The 17,505-nt window shown below is 59.2% G+C and carries 20 protein-coding genes and 1 pseudogene; 6 read left to right on the top strand and 15 right to left on the bottom strand.

All coding sequences use genetic code 11. From position 1 onward, the window contains the following. The 13 genes and pseudogenes from GSH16_RS15960 to GSH16_RS15655 all read right to left on the bottom strand — a co-directional run. A pseudogene (locus tag GSH16_RS15960) lies at positions 1-157 on the bottom strand (IS6 family transposase); the annotation flags it as partial. An 82-nt stretch (positions 158-239) separates the two neighbouring features. Then, a complete protein-coding gene (locus tag GSH16_RS15710; RefSeq protein WP_160856572.1) occupies positions 240-1,076 on the bottom strand; it encodes a DUF3883 domain-containing protein in 837 nt (278 codons plus the stop codon). Positions 1,077-1,634: 558 nt separating this feature from the next. Further along, a complete protein-coding gene (locus tag GSH16_RS15705) occupies positions 1,635-2,849 on the bottom strand; it encodes a UxaA family hydrolase (protein WP_160856571.1) in 1,215 nt (404 codons plus the stop codon). Then, positions 2,842-3,144, bottom strand: a complete 303-nt coding sequence (locus tag GSH16_RS15700; protein ID WP_160856570.1) for a UxaA family hydrolase — start codon at positions 3,142-3,144, stop codon at positions 2,842-2,844. The genes GSH16_RS15705 and GSH16_RS15700 overlap by 8 nt, the downstream gene beginning before the upstream one ends. Further along, positions 3,141-3,593: a MaoC/PaaZ C-terminal domain-containing protein gene (locus GSH16_RS15695; protein ID WP_160856569.1), complete on the bottom strand. Its 453-nt coding sequence runs from the start codon at positions 3,591-3,593 to the stop codon at positions 3,141-3,143. Before GSH16_RS15695 ends, GSH16_RS15700 begins: the two co-directional genes overlap by 4 nt. Positions 3,594-3,616: 23 nt before the next feature. Beyond that, the gene (locus GSH16_RS15690) at positions 3,617-4,126 is read right to left on the bottom strand and encodes a MaoC family dehydratase (protein ID WP_160856568.1); all 510 of its coding nucleotides are present in this window, start codon (positions 4,124-4,126) and stop codon (positions 3,617-3,619) included. Positions 4,127-4,141: 15 nt separating this feature from the next. Beyond that, on the bottom strand, positions 4,142-5,197 hold the full coding sequence (locus tag GSH16_RS15685; RefSeq protein ID WP_160856567.1) for a Gfo/Idh/MocA family protein: 1,056 nt from the start codon (positions 5,195-5,197) through the stop codon (positions 4,142-4,144). Between the two features lie 6 nt (positions 5,198-5,203). Further along, positions 5,204-5,518, bottom strand: a complete 315-nt coding sequence (locus tag GSH16_RS15680; RefSeq protein WP_235913275.1) for an L-rhamnose mutarotase — start codon at positions 5,516-5,518, stop codon at positions 5,204-5,206. 33 nt (positions 5,519-5,551) lie between these two features. Then, on the bottom strand, positions 5,552-6,661 hold the full coding sequence (locus tag GSH16_RS15675; RefSeq protein ID WP_160856565.1) for a mandelate racemase/muconate lactonizing enzyme family protein: 1,110 nt from the start codon (positions 6,659-6,661) through the stop codon (positions 5,552-5,554). Between the two features lie 5 nt (positions 6,662-6,666). After that, positions 6,667-7,755 (bottom strand): ABC transporter ATP-binding protein, encoded by a 1,089-nt coding sequence (locus GSH16_RS15670; RefSeq protein ID WP_160856564.1) that lies wholly within the window; start codon positions 7,753-7,755, stop codon positions 6,667-6,669. 5 nt (positions 7,756-7,760) lie between these two features. Then, positions 7,761-8,627 (bottom strand): carbohydrate ABC transporter permease, encoded by an 867-nt coding sequence (locus GSH16_RS15665; protein ID WP_160856563.1) that lies wholly within the window; start codon positions 8,625-8,627, stop codon positions 7,761-7,763. 3 nt (positions 8,628-8,630) lie between these two features. Then, positions 8,631-9,527 (bottom strand): carbohydrate ABC transporter permease, encoded by an 897-nt coding sequence (locus GSH16_RS15660; protein WP_160856562.1) that lies wholly within the window; start codon positions 9,525-9,527, stop codon positions 8,631-8,633. 102 nt (positions 9,528-9,629) lie between these two features. Further along, a complete protein-coding gene (locus GSH16_RS15655) occupies positions 9,630-10,937 on the bottom strand; it encodes an extracellular solute-binding protein (protein WP_160856561.1) in 1,308 nt (435 codons plus the stop codon). Positions 10,938-11,087: 150 nt separating this feature from the next. On the opposite strand from GSH16_RS15655, the gene GSH16_RS15650 reads away from it, so the two are divergent. Genes GSH16_RS15650 through GSH16_RS15630 form a run of 5 tightly spaced genes read left to right on the top strand, consistent with a single transcriptional unit; the run spans position 11,088 to position 16,224 of the window. Further along, positions 11,088-11,924, top strand: coding sequence for an amidohydrolase family protein (locus GSH16_RS15650; RefSeq protein ID WP_160856560.1), 837 nt, complete (start codon positions 11,088-11,090; stop codon positions 11,922-11,924). Between the two features lie 49 nt (positions 11,925-11,973). Further along, positions 11,974-12,786, top strand: coding sequence for an IclR family transcriptional regulator (locus tag GSH16_RS15645; RefSeq protein WP_160856559.1), 813 nt, complete (start codon positions 11,974-11,976; stop codon positions 12,784-12,786). Positions 12,787-12,809: 23 nt separating this feature from the next. Continuing rightward, positions 12,810-13,952: a type 2 periplasmic-binding domain-containing protein gene (locus GSH16_RS15640; protein ID WP_160856558.1), complete on the top strand. Its 1,143-nt coding sequence runs from the start codon at positions 12,810-12,812 to the stop codon at positions 13,950-13,952. Beyond that, positions 13,949-15,079, top strand: a complete 1,131-nt coding sequence (locus GSH16_RS15635; protein ID WP_160856557.1) for a CaiB/BaiF CoA transferase family protein — start codon at positions 13,949-13,951, stop codon at positions 15,077-15,079. The genes GSH16_RS15640 and GSH16_RS15635 overlap by 4 nt, the downstream gene beginning before the upstream one ends. Beyond that, positions 15,076-16,224, top strand: a complete 1,149-nt coding sequence (locus GSH16_RS15630; RefSeq protein WP_160856556.1) for a CaiB/BaiF CoA transferase family protein — start codon at positions 15,076-15,078, stop codon at positions 16,222-16,224. The genes GSH16_RS15635 and GSH16_RS15630 overlap by 4 nt, the downstream gene beginning before the upstream one ends. Before the next feature lie 185 nt (positions 16,225-16,409). Here the strand turns inward: GSH16_RS15630 and GSH16_RS15625 are convergent, their stop codons facing one another. After that, on the bottom strand, positions 16,410-16,742 hold the full coding sequence (locus tag GSH16_RS15625; protein ID WP_235913276.1) for an SPASM domain-containing protein: 333 nt from the start codon (positions 16,740-16,742) through the stop codon (positions 16,410-16,412). Positions 16,743-16,839: 97 nt separating this feature from the next. Here GSH16_RS15625 and GSH16_RS15620 point away from each other — a divergent pair, with 97 nt between their 5' ends. Further along, positions 16,840-17,205 carry a transposase gene (locus GSH16_RS15620; RefSeq protein WP_160856555.1) on the top strand — a complete coding sequence of 122 codons (366 nt, stop codon included), beginning with the start codon at positions 16,840-16,842 and terminating at the stop codon, positions 17,203-17,205. On the opposite strand, the gene GSH16_RS15615 is transcribed toward GSH16_RS15620, so the two are convergent. Beyond that, positions 17,137-17,505 (bottom strand): DDE-type integrase/transposase/recombinase (locus tag GSH16_RS15615; RefSeq protein WP_160856554.1); only part of this gene is annotated, 369 nt, incomplete at its 5' end. The two genes, GSH16_RS15620 and GSH16_RS15615, sit on opposite strands and share 69 nt — an antisense overlap.

Genomic DNA, 17,505 nt, shown 5'->3' with positions numbered 1-17,505 from the left:
AATATCGAACCGCTTCGTGGCTCACATCGACACCCCGCTCATGCAGAAGATCCTCCACATTGCGAAGCGAAAGTGGGAAACGGACATACAGCATTACAGCCAAGCGGATGATTTCCTGACTGGTTTTAAAGAAGCGAAACGGCGCTCTTCTGGTCATGTCGCGACGCTACAAAACCGACCTACCCGCCTCAAGCCGGTTTTCTTTGACAGTGCCGCCGGTGCGGGTGTTCGACTGGCAGTCAGTGAAACCTGGCCTGAAACGATGTCGGCGTCAGCGAGACATGCGCATCAAGTGGTGGGAACAGCTCGAACGCCCTCGGCTCGCGCGAGAAATTCCACATCCGGAACAGGCACCACTCCGCACACCGTTCGTCGGCAACGGCCAGTTCGTTGCGCTTGATGTGGAAGGGCGTTCGCTCCCAGCCGTTCGTCGTTTTCACCTCGATCAGGCGTGGCCGGCCGTCCGGCGCATAGCTGGCGATGTCATAGCCCGCACCATCGCCGTCCTCCTCCGAGACCCAGCGGACCCTGCTCGCCAGGTCATCGCGCCCCGCGGCTTTCAGCGTGGCGTGCTCATGGGCCAGGACACGTTCTTCGCCAGCGCGGCCGAGAGCGCGATTGCGCTCGTCCCGGCCCGCCACGTCGAACTTCCGGGCGATGTGCAGCATCTGGTCCAGTTCCTGCGGCGGAGGCTGGTTGTAAAGCGTGGGCGGAGGACCGATCCAGATCTGCGCCGCCTCACGCAGGCCGGTCGCAGGGCGCATTCCAGGCAACCGGCCGAGCCAATCCGCGTGTAGCGCCAGCCACCGCGCCACCGCGTCGACCAGCGTCATCTGGAAATTGAAGGCGGGCTTGTAGCCGGGGATCCAGTCCTCGCCGAGGCCCTTGAGAACCGCGCTGATGTTCTGGTGCTTGAACTCGACCGATCCCTCAGACCGTTCGTTCAGAAGCGGCAGGAGCGCCCGGCGATGCTCGACTTTGCTGTAGCGGCGCCCGGCGATGTCGTCGGCCAGCATCGCGAAGTAATCCGCCACGATCAGGTCGTTCTCTTCATCGGTCCAAGGGCCAATCGCCATGCCGCCAGGCTAGAGGCGCGATGTGCGTTTGTCATCAATGGCTTCGTTGAGCCCGTCGTTGAATGCTCCGCCACCGCTACGCGCCGTTCTGCCAGCGCACCCATCGGCTACGCCTCCTGCATGTTAGGTCTCCGTTCCGCTCGACAGCGATGGAAACAGGGCGCGCAGTTTTGGCGGGGTTGCGAGTCAGGCCATTGGAAAAGCGAGAGAATTTTCAACCGAACCGAAATCGGCGCGGTTCGCCCGACCAGAGACGAGAGGCCATTCAGAGACGGAAATCGCTGTGTGCCCGCGTCTCAGCTGTTCGCGCCCATACGGCAAAACCCTTTGAAAACGGGAGAAAATCCGCCTCGGTTGGGCGGTCTGAACGGGTTCGATAGGGTGATAGTGGCGGTTCTTACAGACGAAGTCGAACCAGGCTCGCCGAACCCCCAAATGGCTATTTTCCGGCCAAACACAGAGCCCACGCGTTCGAACCCCGCTCACTCCACGCTTTGCCCAACAGCGCCCGCGAGCGCGGACTTACTCCCAGACGGCACTGCAAACCTTCGCCCTACTTCAAACACCTGGCAGGCAGGCTGGACCGAGGGGGTCAAAACTTTTGTAGGTCAGGATGAACTCTTGATGTCCAAGCGCCTCGGACGCGGTTTTCGCGCCGGCGGCGGTGGCAGTGATCTGGTCAAAGATCTCAATCGCGACATCTTCAAGGCTGCTCTTTCCTTCGATAATGGCCCCGGCATTGATGTCCATGTCGCCCTCCAGCGCCCGATAGGTGTCAGGGTTGGCGCAGATTTTTATGACCGGGGATATGGCCGACCCCACGACCGAACCACGGCCGGTGATGAACAGGGTCACATGGGCGCCCGAGGCAATCATTTCCACGATTTCGGCATTGTCCGAGATGTTGGGAAAGCCGAACCGCACTTCGCCATCGGGCACCACATCCATCAGATAAAGGCCTCCGCGTGGCGGGATATCGCCTGGCTTGATGATGCCCGAGATCGGCGCATCACCGGATTTCACGTAAGCCCCCAACGATTTTTCCTCGATGGTCGACAGGCCCCCAGTTGCGTTGCCGGCGGCAAAGCTGCCATAGCCCAGGACGCTATAGTACCGCGCGGCTTTCTCGACGCAGGCTTTCAATTCAACGCCCAGTTCCGGCATCACCGCGCGGTCGGCCATGATGTGTTCGCAGCCGATCAACTCGCCGGTTTCCTCGAAGATGCAGGCTGCCCCGTCGCCGACCAAGCGATCAAAAGCACGACCTGCTGCCGGATTGCCCGATATGCCACTGGTGCCGTCGCTGCCGCCGCAGACCGTGGCCACGACCAGATCGCTGACCCCCATCGGAACACGAGGCACGTCGGCGATCTGCGCCTTCATCCGTTCAACGGCTGAAACGCCTTTGGCAATCGTCGCTGCTGACCCGCCGGACTTCTGGATCACCAGCGTTTCCACCGGGCGGCCCGAAGCGCCGATGACTTCGGCCAGTTTCGCGCGATTGAAACTTTCGCAGCCCAGGGACACCAACAGCACCGCGCCGACATTGGGATGGGTGCCAAGGCGCTCCATGATCTTCTGGGCATAGTCATTCGGAAAGCAGCCCGGAAAACCGATCAGATGCACGTCCTGCCCGCGAAATCTGCGGACGATCTCATCGGCAACGAAATGCGCGCATTCGACCAGATAGGCCACCGCGACTGTGTTGCGGATGCCCTTGCGGCCATCGGCGCGCCCATATCCTAGCCAGGTTTCTGCGTGGGTTTCAGGCATCAGTCAGCCCTGCGTCTTCCTCGCGATAGTGCGTCGCGGTGTAGCGACTCGCGATGTTATGGACATGCACATGCGCACCGGGCGCGATGTCCACTGTCGCCACGCCTATGGGCATCCCGTATTTGATGACCATCTCGCCCTCGGAGATAGCGCGGTCGGCTACCTTATGGGCCATTGCGACTTCGGTCAGTGTACCGACAGGGCCGCCCTCGGCTTTGATTATGGACCCTTTGGGGGCCATCCGAAGCGCGACCTGCACATTGTCGTCCCGGTGAAGTTTCAGAAACGTGTTCATGCCACGTCCTTCATCTGGACCAGATAGATATGCTCGCAAAACAGCACCACCTCGTCGCGCTGGTTCAGCACTTCGACCTTCTCGAAAACTTGCCCCATGCCCGCTCGCTTGGCGTCCGGCGCCTTGCGGTCGATGGTCAGGCGGGTGCGGATCGTGTCGCCTATATGGACGGGCCGGATAAACCGCAGCCGGTCGTACCCATAGGAAAACGCCACAGGGTTGATCACGCTGGCGGTCATGCCAATGCCGATGGAAAAGATCATCGTGCCATGCGCGATGCGTTGGCCGAAATCCTGAGTCTTGCACCATTCGGCATCCATATGGTGGGGAAAGAAATCGCCGGTATGCCCGGCATGGACGACAAAATCGGTTTCCGTGATGGTGCGCCCGAACGTCTCGCGCACATGGCCGATGTCGTAATCTTCGAAATAAGTGCTCGCTGTTTGCATTGGGGATGTCCTTGCAGGCGCCGTCAGGCTTCGATCTCGTGCGCGGACGGATCGCGATACTTCACGGTCTGGATATGCTCGGCGTAGAGCGCCAGTTCATCGTTATTCTTGAAGACCTCATAGGACACTTTCACCAACCCCATATCCTTATATTTGGGTCGTTTTTCGAGGTTGGTGCGGACAGTATGGATGGTGTCTCCGATAAAGACAGGCTTGATGAAGCGCAGCTTGTCGTAGCCGTATGAGAATGTGTTGACATTATTGTGCGCCATAAGGCCCAACCCGTAGGCGAAGACCATCGCTCCGGCGACGAGGCGCTTGCCGAAGATACCTTCTTCGCTGGTAAATATGTCATCCGCCACATATGGATGGTTGTCCATGACGAGGCTGTTGAACAGCATCGCCTCACCTTCGGAAATCGTGCGCCGGATGGACCGCCATTTCTGTCCAACATCGAAATCCTCGTAGAGCCAGGTTTCCACATTGAACAAGGGGATATCCTTGTTCTCGTTGTAATAGCTCGTGTCGGTCATGGCGGTGTCCTTCGGCTACTGGGGTTTCGTCGCAATCGGATGAGCGGGGGCAGCGCTGCTTTCATAGGCTGCCTCGACAAGCGCCATCGTGCTCCAGGCATCTTCAACACTGGAAAACAGAGTGGCATCCTCGCCCGTTACAAAGCGTTGGATCTGGCTCATCCGGCTGGCAAAAGCGTCGGGAAACCAAGCGCCGTCCAGCTTTACCGCGTGCCAGCCGTCGCCGGTGTTGATCTCCAGGATATCTGGCTCGCCCTTCGGGTAGTCGAGGTTCACCCCCAGTTGCATAAAGGCCGCGCCCTTGGTGCCGCAGATACGAAACTCGCAAGCCTGGTACTTGCGGCCAAATTCATGGTTGTGGTTGATCGAGAGTGCACAGCGCACCGTGTCGCCATAGTCGAGAATGGCCGCCGTGCGGGTCTGCGCGATCTTGGACGAGGGGTGACCAAGCGACTTGGCATGTATACCTTGCGGGTTTCCCAGAAGGCCCCGGATGACATCGAGGTAGTGGATCGAATGAAGGCTGATCTCGACCCTCGGCAGCGGTTCAAGGAATTTCCACAAGCCCCACGGCGTGTTCAGCGCCAGCCACGCGTCGACATCGACCACGTCGCCAAGAAGACCGCGATTCACCGCGTCTTTTAGCGCCAGCATCATGGGTGCAAAACGCAGTTGGAAATTGACAGCCGCCTTGAGGTTCCGCTCGCGGCAGATGCGTAGAATCTCCGTCGCCCCGTTCAGGTCGGACCCCATCGGTTTCTGGATCAGCACGCCTGACCCTTCCGGCAGGATCGACAGGATACCCGCATGGGCATCGGGCGGCGTGGCGAGGTCAAAGAGCACATCCCCGGTCGCCGCGGCATCCTCCATGGTCCCAAACGCCGTGAACCCGTGTTTCTCCGCAAGCGCGCGCGCCTTGTCGAAATCAGGATCATAGATGCCCGCCACCTCAAACCCCGCCTTCGTATAGGCCGGCAAATGGGCATCGGTGACAATCGACCCCGCGCCGAAGATGACAATCGGCTTGGGGTTGGTGGCCTTGGGCCAGTGCTGTTGCAGGTCCTCAAACATTCCGCATCAATCCAGATGAAACACTTCGTCCATAATCGCCCACCACTCGCCTTTTTTGCGGGTCTCAAGCGGCTTCTGGCAGGGCATGCAGACATCCCACCACCGCTGGGTTTCGGGATCGGCAGCCATCTTGGCGGCGTCCGCTTCGAAGTCCTCGCCGTGATATTCCCAATAGCCAAACAGCAGGTTTTCCGGCTCTTTCAGGTAGATCGAATAGTTGGCGATATTGCATTCGGTGATCATCTTCAGGACACCGGGCCAAGCGTTGGCATGCAAATCCTTGTATTCAGCAACCTTATCGGCATTCAGTCCGATCACCATTCCCATTCTCTGCATTTGTGGTACCTCCGTCTTTCAGCCGACCATTGCCGTCAGCCCGTCGATCCGGCCTGCATCTAGCCGGTCATGATCCCAATCGATTCCCAGCCCGGGCACGTCCGAAGGCATGGCCTTTCCCGCTTCCATTCGCATCGACGAGGCGGTGAGACCGTCAAGCTGCGGAATGAACTCCAGCCACGGCGCGTTCGGGATCGCGCAGACGAGGCTGACGTGAAGTTCCATCAGAAAGTGCGGGCAGACCGGCACATTGTGCGCCTCGGCCATATGCGCAACCTTCATCCACGGCGTTATGCCGCCGATACGGGCGACATCCACCTGAACGATGCTCGCCGCACCCGTAACCAGATAGTCCTTGAACTGGCTCACTGAATACATGCTTTCGCCGACGGCGATGGGAACGGATGTGCTGGCCGCCAGCCTGGCATGTTCCATCACGTCATCAGCAGGAATCGGCTCCTCAAACCACGCGATATCGAGCTCTTCCAAAACCCTTGCCCGCCGCATTGCCTCAGCGCGGGTGAAGCTTTGGTTGCCATCTGTCATGATCTCATAGGCCGGCCCAACGGCTTCGCGCACCGCCGCGAGACGTTCGCGATCCTCGCTCAGGTGCGGTTTTCCGATTTTGACTTTGGAGCCGGAGAAACCCTGTTCTTTCGCAGCCAGCGCATCCGCGACCAACGTATCGGTGGTTTTGTGGAGCCAACCACCTTCGGTTGTGTACATCGGCACTGCGGGTTTGGAGCCGCCCAGCATCCGCCACAACGGCAATTCGGCCCGCTTGCAACGCAAATCCCAAAGCGCGGTATCAATCGCGGCCAGTGCAAGCGAGGTGATCGCCCCCACCGCTGTTGCATGGGTCGAGAACAGAAGGTCACGCCAGATGCGCTCGATCTCTTCCGCTTCGCGGCCGATCAGTTGCGGCACCAAAGTTTCGCGCAACAGCGACATGATCGCGCCGCCACCCTGACCGATCGTATAGCTGTAGCCCAAGCCCACCGCGCCGTCGGCATCAGTGATGCGCACGAAAGGGGTTTCCTGACTGACGAAACTCTGGATCGCATCGACCCGCTTCACCTTGGGTTTCAGGTCGAGCATGAAGATCTCGACATGTGTGATCCTGGCCATGTCAGCTACCTCAGCGACTGTTCGGTTTGGGCGTCAAAGAGGTGGCACCGCGTCAGGTCCAGTTGGAACTGCAGCTGCTCGCCGTTTTGCAAGGGGCGCGGGTTCAGCATCTTGGCCTGCACTTCCTTACCGGCCAACGCGCCGAACAGCAGCGTTTCCGTGCCAAGGGGTTCGGAGAGGTTCACGGTCATCTTAAACTCGGCGTAGGCACCTTCCATTGGCATCGCATGGCCCACCGGCATCAGGTTGTCAGCCCGGAAGCCAAGGATCACGTCCTGACCGTCCGCTACATTCGATGCGAATTGCGGCGGCAGCGAGATCAAGGGCCCATCGGTCAGCGAGATCGTGTCCCCGGTGATCCGCCCCCGCAAGAGGTTCATCGGCGGAGACCCGATGAAGGTTGCGACGAACGTATTGGCGGGGGACTCGAACACGTCCAAGGGCGTGCCGACCTGTTCGATGTGCCCGTCGCGCATGATCACGATGCGATCGGCCAGCGTCATCGCCTCAACCTGATCATGGGTTACGTAGACGATTGTCGATTTGACCTTCTGGTGCAGCTTCTTGATCTCGGTGCGCATCTGGGTGCGCAGCTTGGCGTCGAGGTTCGACAACGGTTCGTCGAACAGGAACACTTCTGGGTGGCGTACAATGGCGCGGCCCATGGCGACCCGCTGACGCTGCCCACCCGACAACTCGCCCGGTTTGCGGTCCAAGTATTCGGCGAGGCTCAAAATGCCCGCCGCCTCATCCACCGCCCTGTCGATCTCGTCCTGTGGTCGCTTGGCGATCTTCAACGAAAAGCCAAGATTTTCGCGCACCGTCATATGCGGGTAAAGCGCGTAATTCTGGAAAACCATCGAGATATTCCGGTGCCGCGGCGGCAGATCGTTCACGACACGGTCGCCAATGGTGATTTCCCCGCCCGAGATATCCTCGAGCCCGGCAATCATCCGGAGCGTCGTGGATTTTCCGCATCCCGACGGGCCGACCAACACGACGAACTCATTGTCCTGAATTTCCAAGTCGATACCATGCACGACCTGAATGGCACCGTATTTTTTGACAACGTCCCGAAGGTGAACCTGTGCCATTCGTCTTATCCTTTCACGCCGCCGAAGGTGAGGCCGGCAATGAGGTGTTTCTGAACAATGAAGGTGAGGATGAGCGCAGGGATGATCATCAGAACCGCCAGCGCGCACATGCCACCCCAGTTGATGGTGAATTCGGACGTGAAATCACGCAGGCCCACCGGCATCGTTTTGGAGAATGTCGAGCGGGTCAGCTGACTGGCCAGAGCGTATTCGTTCCAGGATGTCAGGAAAGCGAAGATACCCGCTGATGCGACGCCCGCTCGGGCGACCGGAAACTCGACCTTCCAGAATGCCTGCCAACGGGTACACCCGTCGATCTCGGCCGCTTCGGCCAGGTCGATCGGCACCTGCCGGAAAAATCCGTCGATCAGCCAGATCGTGAACGGCACGTTCAGAGCGACATAGACCAGGATCAGACCCAAATGAGTGTCGATCAGGCCGGTCTTGGCCATCACGATGAACAGAGGCAGCGACAAGGACACGCCCGGCACCGCGCGTGTCAGCATCAGCCCGATAAAAATGCCGGCCTTTCCCTTGAACGAGTAGCGGGCAAAGGCATAGCCTCCTGCCATGCCGACAAGGATTGCAATTAGGGTCGACGTGACAGAGACGATCAGCGAATTGGTGAAATATTGCAGCACCGGCACGCCGCCCTCGCCGACAGCACCAAACATGGCGCGGTAGTTGTCGAGGTTCAGCTCGTTCGGAATCCAGACCGGCGGCTTTGCCATGATCTCGACCGTGGGGCGGAACGAGTTCAGTACAACCCAAAGGCCCGGGACACAGATGATCGCCATGGCGATGAACAACGCCACGAAATGCAGCGCTTTCAGCAGGTATTTGCGGATCCGGTGTTGAAGGTTCTCGTTCATGTCTTAACCCGCCATGCCCAGTTCGCTCCGCGCGGCATTCAGCTTGCGGAAGAAGTAAACGGTGAAAAAGATTGCGAGGAAGATCGAGATATAGCCCATCGCGTTGGCATACCCCATCTTGGCGTCGATATAGCCGGTGCGCCCGATCAGCGTCCAAAGCAGTTCCGTCCGACGGGCTGGACCGCCATTGGTCATGATCTGCACGATGTCATAGGCCCGTGCCACGTCGAGCGACCGGATGGCCAGGGCGATATAGATGAACGGCATGATGTAGGGCAGCGTGATGTGGCGAAAGCTTTGCCACGGCGTGCACCCATCGACCTTGGCTGCCTCTATCGGATCACGGGGCACGGCAAACAGTCCGGCCAAGATCAGGATGGCAAAAACGGAAGTGGCAGACCACATCTCTGCGGTCAGGATGGCGATGAAGGCAAGTTGGCCATCGACCAGCCAGGGAATCGCCTTGTCGGTCAAACCCAGTGATTGCAGGGCGTTATTCACCAGTCCGACATTGTCGTTGAAGATGAATTTGAACTGGAACCCCACAAGGACGGGCGAGAACATCATCGGAAACATCATGATCGTGCGCAGTGCGCGCTGCCCATATGTCACCTTGTTGACCAGCAATGCCAGGCCAAGCCCCATCAGCATTTCCAGGTTCAGGGCAATCGTCAGCAGCAGGACGGTGCGCCCGAATGCGGCCCAGAAATGCGTGCTCTTGATCGCCTTTTCATAGTTGAAGGTCCCGATCCACTTGTAGAGCGTATCGGGACGGGTCAGCTTGTAAGGCGTGAAGCTGGAGTAGAAAGACAAGATCAGCGGGATCAGAACCACCGCAGCCAGGATAATGATCGCAGGCAGCAGAAGGACAAACCACACTGGGGGCCGGAAGCGGGACATTGCTTGCGTCCTTGAAATCGGGAAAGGTCCATTCGTGGTGTCGGGCAAAACCCGAAGGGTGGCCGGGGACAGGGGTAGGACCGCCCCCGGCCAGGTTTCGTCTTAGTAGACGCCGTTCTCCTGCATCATCTCGTCTACAGCTTCGGCAGCATCGGCCAGCGCCTCGTCGACCGTCTTGTCGCCCAGGATGGCGGCTTGCAGCTCGGGATAGATGAGGTTTGTCGCTTCGATCCACTCGGGCGTCTGCGGCGCGGGGAAGGCATGCTCGGCCCCCGCCTGGAACGCGGCAATGGCTTCGGCGCGGAACGGATCGGACTGCGCCTCCTGCAGCACGTGCTCCCAAACAGCGGAACGGGTCGGCAGCGATCCGCCGGCGCTTTCGAGTTTCTGGCTGTCTTCGTTGGTCAGCCATGCCACCAGAGAGGCCGCAGCCTCCTTGTGTTCACAAGATTCGGTGACGGAGAAGCCATGGTGACCGGACCAGCCCGTGCGCTTGCCCGATGAACCGGCCGGTTGAACTTTCACGCCCACATTGCCGGCTGCCTTCGAGGAATCGGGATCGTTGAAGAACCCGGCCCAACCCGGCCAGTCAAGGTTCAGCGCGATGGTGCCGGAGGCAAAGCCCTGCCCCAGATCGTCCCACAGGTACGACGTGGTACCCGGCGGAACCGCACCGGCGTCGTAAAGGTCGACGAACCACTGCAGCGCACGCTTGCCGGCATCGGAATTGAAGGCGGGCGACCAGTCTTCGTTGAACAGCGCGCCGCCCTCGGCCACGACCAGTTCATAGAACCGGCCGACGATGGCCTCATCCTTGCCGGCATATTGGGTGCCATAGAAGTTGGGCGGATCGGCAAAGAAGATCGCCTGTTCCTTGAACTCCTCCCATGTGTCCGGCGGCGCAAGGTCACGGCCCGTTTTTTCCTTGTAGGCGGTCTTGTTGCCTTCGTCCTCGTAAACGGCTTTGAGGTAGTAAAGCACGGACACGTCAAACTGCGCGCGCGGCAACATCACCAACGCATCGCCGATCTTCGAGGCCGAGATGTTGGCAGGCACGAACGCCGCGATGTCCTCTGCCGACAGATAGGGCGTCAGATCCGTGTACAGATTGGGATATTGCGCCGCAAAGGACGAGTGGTTCGACCCGACACACCAGCCCAGAGTGCCCGCCGCGAGGTCCGACTTGAACTCCTTGTCCAGCTCGAAATGGTTTTTCTTCGAGATCACGTCCACCTTGGCGCCGGTTTCAGCCTCCCATTCGGCAATACGCGCATAAAGCCCTTCATATTGCTGGCCACCGATCAGCTTTGCCTGAAGGGTGATTCCATCAAATTCCCCAGCCGGAGCCTGCCCCGCCATCGCTGCGAGGGCCGTTGCCCCCAGTAGCACCTTAAGTTTCTGTTTTCCCATGAGATCCTCCCTTTGGATATCGGCCTGTCAGAGCCGTTCTTGGCGTCGCATTGTTCTTATATAAATTCCAGTTTCATATTTACACATAAACTTGACTTTCATATCTGGTCAATGCTTATCTTAACCGGTCGATATCGGGAGGACGTCGAAATGCTCTTGGATACCCACCTGCACCTGATCTATCGGGACAAGCTGTCCTATCCCTGGCTCGCCGGGTTCCAGGCGCTCAACAAAGACAACCGTTTCGATGCCTACACACGAGATGCGGCGCGTCTGGGAATCATGGGATGCCTGCATATGGAAGTCGACGTCGCGGAGGCCGAGATCGACGCCGAAACCGAACTGGTTGCCGCATTGATGGCCCAACCCGACACCCTGATGCGCGGGGCGATCTCGTCCTGCCGTCCGGAATCGGCAGAGTTCCCGGCATTTCTGGAGCGCTGCCTGGCCAACCCTGTCGTGAAAGGGCTCCGGCGGGTTCTGCACGTGGTGCCTGATGACCTCAGCACCACTGACAGGTTCCGCGAAAACGTCAGGCGCCTGTCAGGCACCAGGCTGACATTCGATCTGTGCGTGCTACCTCACCAGCATGGCATTGCGGCGGAATTGGTCGACCACTGCCCCGATGTGACCTTTATTCTCGACCATTGCGGCGTCCCGGATATCGCCGGAAGAAATTTCCTGCCCTGGCAAAACGGCATCCGTAAGATTGCCGATCGCCCCAATGTGATTGCCAAGATCTCGGGCGTTGTCGCCTATGGTGACGCGGACATATGGGGGCTGAACGACATCCGCCCCTATGTCGACGAAACTGTAGCTGCTTTCGGCCATGGCCGCATCGTATGGGGATCGGATCAGCCGGTCTGCAATCTCGGTGGCGGCATCGCAACCTGGGTTGCCGCCACGCATGCTCTTACCGAAGGTTGGAGCGCCGCCGACCGCGCCGCTCTTTATCAAGAAAACGCTTGCCGCATCTGGTCATTGTAAAGCAGAACCGCGCCAATTTTTGCACCCGCCCGAGGGGGAAAGATATTCCATGGCCACAAAAACGTCAGTCCGATCTGCCCAAGATCTGGAGAAGTACAGCGCCCCTGCCCTGTCCAAGGGCTTGGACATTCTGGAATTGCTCGCCACTCAGACCCGCGGCTTGAAAAAGGCCGAAGTGGCAGCGGCGCTGGATCGCTCGGTGAGCGAAATCTACCGGATGCTCGCGGTGCTCCAGTCACGTGGCTACGTGATGCTCGACCCGGAAAGCGAACGCTACAGCCTGACCTTGAAAATGTTTGAAATGTCCCACCGCCACCCGCCGACCAAGCGGCTGTCGGCGGTCGCGGGTGAGATCATGGAAGAATATGCGCATCTTCTGAACCAGTCCCTGCACCTCGCCATCCTGCATGGGTCAGACATACTGGTGATCGCTCAGGTGGATCCGCCGGACAATAACATTACAGCCGTGCGGTTGGGTGCGCGGGTGCCGATCACATACACTGCGTCAGGGGCCTGCCTTGTCTTCAAAATGCCCAAGGATCGCATCGACGCCCTTTGCGCGCGCAGCCCAAACACCACGCGAGACATGCTGCGCCAGTTCGACGAAAACATCGAGCAGGTGGCCAGGGAAGGCTACTGCCAAAGCCCGTCCCTGACCATCAGCGGTATCTACAACGTCTCGGTCCCGGTCTTTTCCTATGCCGGCGAAGTTGCCGCCGCCCTGACAACTCCTTTCATCCGTCGCCTGACAAATGCAGGTGACCCCGATCTTGAAGCCTGCCGGACGGCGATGATCGAGGCCGGGCAGAAGATCTCGGACGCGCTTGGCGCCGGGGCGGCTCTGGACGATCAGCCCAGCTGACCATTTCAATCACGGACACAGCCATGAACACCACCGTCACACTCAGAGGCATGACTTGGTCCGATCCGCGCGGGTATGATCCGATGATCGCCGCCTCCGAGGCATTTGCCCGCGCCAATCCCGGCGTGTCGATCCAGTGGGACAAACGATCGCTTCAAGGATTCGAGTCGACACCGGTGCACGAACTGGCCGCCGCCTATGACCTGATGATCATTGACCACCCGCATGTGGGCGCGGTTGTGGCGGAAGGCTGCCTTTTGGCGCTGGACGAGGTAATCGATCCGGCTGCGCTGACCGCGTTGATGAACGAAACTGTCGGAAAAAGCTTTGTCAGCTACAATTACGCCGGACACCAATGGGCGCTGCCGGTGGATGCCGCGACCCAGGTGCAGGCCCATCGCCCGGATCTGGGCGACCGCGTGACCACATGGGCGCAGGTGGTCAGGGCCGCTCAAGAGGGGACGGTGATTTTACCCCTGCGCCCGCCGCACGCCCTGATGTGCGTCTATACGCTGGCTGCCAACTTGGGCTGCCCTTGCGGATCGGGCCAAGAGGAACTCATGCCAGCACCAGTGGCGGAAGAAGTGTTTGCCGCCCTCGCTCCTGTCGTCGATCTCGTCGACCCCGCCTGTTTCGAGATGGACCCGATTGCCGTGCTGGACGCGCTTGCCGAAAGCGACACGCTGCGCCTAGCTCCGTTGACATATCTCTACAAAGGGTATGCCGATCAAGCTTTTCGCACGCACCGTATCGCCTTCTCCGACATGCCCGTGCTTGGAAAAAACGGACCCATCGGCTCCGCGCTTGGTGGCACCGGGCTTGCCATTTCCGCCACCTCCGCCCATCGCGAGGTCTGCGCCGCATTTGCCGCATGGGTGGCCGGGGCCGAATGCCAGCGCACGCTCTACACGCGATCCAACGGACAACCAGGAAACGCCGTGGCTTGGGCCGACGCGGAAGTGAACAAGACGGTGATGGACGCCTACCGCAATACACGCCTGACCCACGAAGCCGCGTGGCTGCGCCCGCGACATAACGGCTATATGGGCTTTCAGGAGGACGGTTCGCATATCGTCAATGATATTCTGCGCGGCAAAACCAGCGTTTCGGCAGGGGTCACGGCGCTGAACGCCCATTTTGCCGCCAGCTTTCGGGGGAAGCCATGACCGCACCGCCGCTCGCCGGGCTGAGGGTTCTGGATTTCAGCCAGTTCCTTGCCGGCCCCTATGCGTCCCTCCGGCTGGCCGACCTGGGCGCCGAAGTGATCAAGGTCGAACGCGCAGGCATGGGCGATCTGTCCCGATATCTTTATGTCTCCGACGTGCTGATCGACGGAGAAAGCTCGATCTTTCATGCCATCAACCGGGGCAAATCCTCTGTCGCGGTCGATTTGAAATCGTCCGAGGGCAAGGCTCGCATCTGGCAGTTGATTGAGGGCGCCGATGTGGTGATCCAGAATTTCCGCCCCGGCGTGATCGAGCGTCTCGGGTTCGGCTATGACGCGGTTCGGGCACGAAATCCCGATATCGTCTACGGGTCGATTTCGGGTTACGGGACAGGTCACACGTGGGAAGCTTTGCCGGGTCAGGACCTTCTGGCGCAAGCGCGCAGCGGAATCATGTGGCTGAGCGGGAATGATCGCGATGGCCCGGTCGCACTGGGCCTACCGGTGGCAGACATACTTGCGGGCGCGGCGCTGGTGCATGGGATCCTGGCGCTTCTGGTGCGGCGCGGATTGACGGGCGAAGGCGGCCACACCGAAACCAGCCTGATCGAGGCGATCGCCGATCTGCAATTCGAACTCTTGTCGACCCATATGAACGATGGCGGCATCCTGCCGTCGCGCCCGGCAACCAATGCTGCGCATGCCTATCTGTCCGCACCTTATGGACTTTATCGGACAGCCGACGGCCATATTGCCATCGCGATGAACGATCTGCGCGACCTGTGGCAATGCCTTGATATCGAAGTGGATATCAGCGGGCTGGACGCGTTTCGTGACCGTGACCGGATATCTGCCGTCCTTGCCAACCATGTGCGCCGAATGAAGACGCATGCTCTGGCACATCTCTTGGAACAGGCCGACATCTGGGCCGCGCCGGTGATGGACTGGGCCGAGTTCGACGAGGCAGGCATTCTGCAGTCCCTCGGTATGATCGGACGAGAACGCCGTGGTGGTACCGACATAGCCACACTGCTTTCACCAATCCGCATCGACGGCACCCGCCCAAGCGCCAGCGGTCCGGCTCCACGTCTGGGCGATGGCGGCGACGCCTGGAGGACACAACCGTGAAACCGCTTGAAGGATTGCGCGTCCTTGACTTTGCCCAGTTTCTTTCTGGGCCATACGCAGCGCTCAGACTAGCCGACCTGGGAGCCGAGGTGATCAAGGTGGAGCGCCCGAAGAGCGGCGATCTTTGCCGCTCACTTGTCATCTCAGACCAGAAAGTGGGTGACGACAGCTTGTTGTTCCACACGATCAACCGGAACAAGAAAAGCGTCACCGCCGACCTGAAAGACGCTCGAGATCTTGACAAGGTCAAGGCCCTGATCGCGACAGCCGATGTGATGATCCACAACTACCGCCCCGGGGTGATGGACCGGATCGGATTGGGATATGATGCGGTGCAGGCAATAAATCCGCGCCTCGTCTATGGCGAGGTCAGCGGTTATGGCACCTCCGGCCCATGGGTTGGAAAACCAGGTCAGGATCTGGTCGTGCAGGCGATGACAGGGATGCCGTGGCTGTCCGGCAATGATGGCGATGCGCCGGTGCCAGCAGGGTTTGCCGTGCTTGATATCGCCTGTGGCAATCATCTTGCGCAAGGCATCATGGCAGCTCTTATCCGGCGTGGAACAACCGGCAAGGGCGCGCTGGTTGAGGTCGACTTGATGTCCTCTTCATTCGATTTCCAGTTTGAAATTTTCACCAGCTTTCTAAATGGCGACGGCAAGATGCCGAAACGCAGTGCGGTGTCCAATGCTAACGCCACAGTTGCCGCGCCTTATGGCATTTACCAATGCCGCGATGGGTTTCTTGCTCTTGCAATGGCCCCTATTGCCACGCTGGCGGAACTCCTGGATTGCCCCGACCTGACTCCGATGAGCGACCCCGACATGTGGTTTTCGCGACGTGATGAGATCAAGGAGATCTTGCGAGGGCACCTATCTACACAAGTTGTGCGCCACTGGCTTGACCAACTAGAGCCGGCCGACATCTGGTGCGCCGAAGTCATGGATTGGCCAAAGATTACCGAAACAGAAGGCTTTGACGCACTTGATATCGTGCAGGAGATTGCGGGCCCGGACGGGAAGTCCATTCGGACGACGTCATGTCCAATTCGTATTGACGGGACCCGGATGCGCAGCGGCAAAGGCGGCCCGCCTCTGGGCGCGGACAACGAACTTCTTTCAAATGGCAACAATCCTGCTGAATAGCGATCGGACGTGGAGCGAAGGCACTGCCATTTTTTTCGGCACAGCGCATTCAGACCATTTGGAACGCGTCGGATGGTGCCAGGCAGGATAGAACTGGTCACGGCTTGGGTTGCGACGAATCCAAGCCGCCAGAACCAGCCCAATCAGTACGTCTGAACACTAAAGCTACTACTATCTCTTGCCGGTCAAAGCGATCGAGCTATCGACCTAAGACGACCACCTGTGTGGCGGAAAAACATGGTGTAGCTTTCACAAAAGTAGTTGTGCCCTTCTTCTCCGTCTTTCGACGTAATGAAGCGGTGCTTGGGACAGCCACCGTTACATGCAAACCGGAACTTGCAGGTTTGGCACTGGGTCGTCAGCGTATCCTTTTTGGCTTTCCCAAAGGCTGCAGCACGCTCGGACCACACAAGTTCGTCCATTGGCGCCTGGTCGATGTTGCCAAGCTTGTACTCGGGATAGACAAAGTGGTCACAGGCATAGAGGTCGCCAAAGATTGTGCTCCATCGCAAGCGCATTTCCGCAGGTTTCAGCAAACACACAGAGTGAGGCCAGTACCGTGTCCTTCCCCCGTAAAACTGGGCCACTACACTGGCTGCGAAAGGGGGATTGGGCATGGCGAGGAAGCGACATTCAGACGAAGACGTCTTGAAGCTGCTGCGTGAGATCGAGTTGAAGCTGAGTGCCGGCGCGGATGTGGCCTCTGCGTGCCGCGGCGTCGGGATCAGCGATGCGACATACTACAACTGGCGAAAGCGCTTCGGCGGAATGGGACGCGCGCAGTTATCGGAGCTGAAGAGCCTGGAGAAAGAGAACGCGCGGCTGAAGAAGATCGTCGCCGAGCTCGAACTGGACAAGCGGTGCTGCCAGACCAATTCGAACTCGTCTACGTATGGACAGCGTTGCTGTCCCTTATTCCACACAAAGACCCCGCCATTCGGCCAGGGCGGCGGCGCGGTTCAGCTTGAAATTCGATCTTGAAGTGAGGCTACGTTCCGAATTGAACAGGTTATAGAATGACGCATGGACGGCAGCGAATTTCTGCAAACTTCGCATGCGTCTGAAGCGAAGCATCGCCCGTTCTCGTCGTCGGAAGGGCAAATGCGAATTCTCGGCGCGATTGTTCAACCAGCGCCCGGTTTCCTGACTGTCCGCAATCCCCAGTTCTTTCAATGCCGCCCCATATGAACGCAGCCTGTCTGTGATAATCGATTTGGGCCGGCCATGCTTGCGCATTGCTTTCCTTAGGAATTTCAATGCAGCTTTCTTGTCGCGGGCCTT

The sequence above is a fragment of the Oceanomicrobium pacificus genome (genome assembly GCF_009833495.1).
Lineage (GTDB): Bacteria > Pseudomonadota > Alphaproteobacteria > Rhodobacterales > Rhodobacteraceae > Oceanomicrobium > Oceanomicrobium pacificus.
Note: the sequence above shows the minus strand (reverse complement) of the source record. Positions and strands in the feature narration are given on the sequence as shown.

Coding starts and splice junctions, on each gene's coding strand:
- GSH16_RS15690 (WP_160856568.1), bottom strand. CDS start 4,126: ATGACCGACACGAGCTATTACAACGAGAACAAGGATATCCCCTTGTTC.
- GSH16_RS15710 (WP_160856572.1), bottom strand. CDS start 1,076: ATGGCGATTGGCCCTTGGACCGATGAAGAGAACGACCTGATCGTGGCG.
- GSH16_RS15680 (WP_235913275.1), bottom strand. CDS start 5,518: ATGGTGATCGGACTGAATGCCGATAAGGTTGCTGAATACAAGGATTTG.
- GSH16_RS15700 (WP_160856570.1), bottom strand. CDS start 3,144: ATGAACACGTTTCTGAAACTTCACCGGGACGACAATGTGCAGGTCGCG.
- GSH16_RS15670 (WP_160856564.1), bottom strand. CDS start 7,755: ATGGCACAGGTTCACCTTCGGGACGTTGTCAAAAAATACGGTGCCATT.
- GSH16_RS15635 (WP_160856557.1), top strand. CDS start 13,949: ATGACCGCACCGCCGCTCGCCGGGCTGAGGGTTCTGGATTTCAGCCAG.
- GSH16_RS15660 (WP_160856562.1), bottom strand. CDS start 9,527: ATGTCCCGCTTCCGGCCCCCAGTGTGGTTTGTCCTTCTGCTGCCTGCG.
- GSH16_RS15695 (WP_160856569.1), bottom strand. CDS start 3,593: ATGCAAACAGCGAGCACTTATTTCGAAGATTACGACATCGGCCATGTG.
- GSH16_RS15625 (WP_235913276.1), bottom strand. CDS start 16,742: ATGCGCTTGCGATGGAGCACAATCTTTGGCGACCTCTATGCCTGTGAC.
- GSH16_RS15655 (WP_160856561.1), bottom strand. CDS start 10,937: ATGGGAAAACAGAAACTTAAGGTGCTACTGGGGGCAACGGCCCTCGCA.
- GSH16_RS15665 (WP_160856563.1), bottom strand. CDS start 8,627: ATGAACGAGAACCTTCAACACCGGATCCGCAAATACCTGCTGAAAGCG.
- GSH16_RS15675 (WP_160856565.1), bottom strand. CDS start 6,661: ATGGCCAGGATCACACATGTCGAGATCTTCATGCTCGACCTGAAACCC.
- GSH16_RS15640 (WP_160856558.1), top strand. CDS start 12,810: ATGAACACCACCGTCACACTCAGAGGCATGACTTGGTCCGATCCGCGC.
- GSH16_RS15620 (WP_160856555.1), top strand. CDS start 16,840: ATGGCGAGGAAGCGACATTCAGACGAAGACGTCTTGAAGCTGCTGCGT.
- GSH16_RS15705 (WP_160856571.1), bottom strand. CDS start 2,849: ATGCCTGAAACCCACGCAGAAACCTGGCTAGGATATGGGCGCGCCGAT.
- GSH16_RS15645 (WP_160856559.1), top strand. CDS start 11,974: ATGGCCACAAAAACGTCAGTCCGATCTGCCCAAGATCTGGAGAAGTAC.
- GSH16_RS15685 (WP_160856567.1), bottom strand. CDS start 5,197: ATGTTTGAGGACCTGCAACAGCACTGGCCCAAGGCCACCAACCCCAAG.
- GSH16_RS15650 (WP_160856560.1), top strand. CDS start 11,088: ATGCTCTTGGATACCCACCTGCACCTGATCTATCGGGACAAGCTGTCC.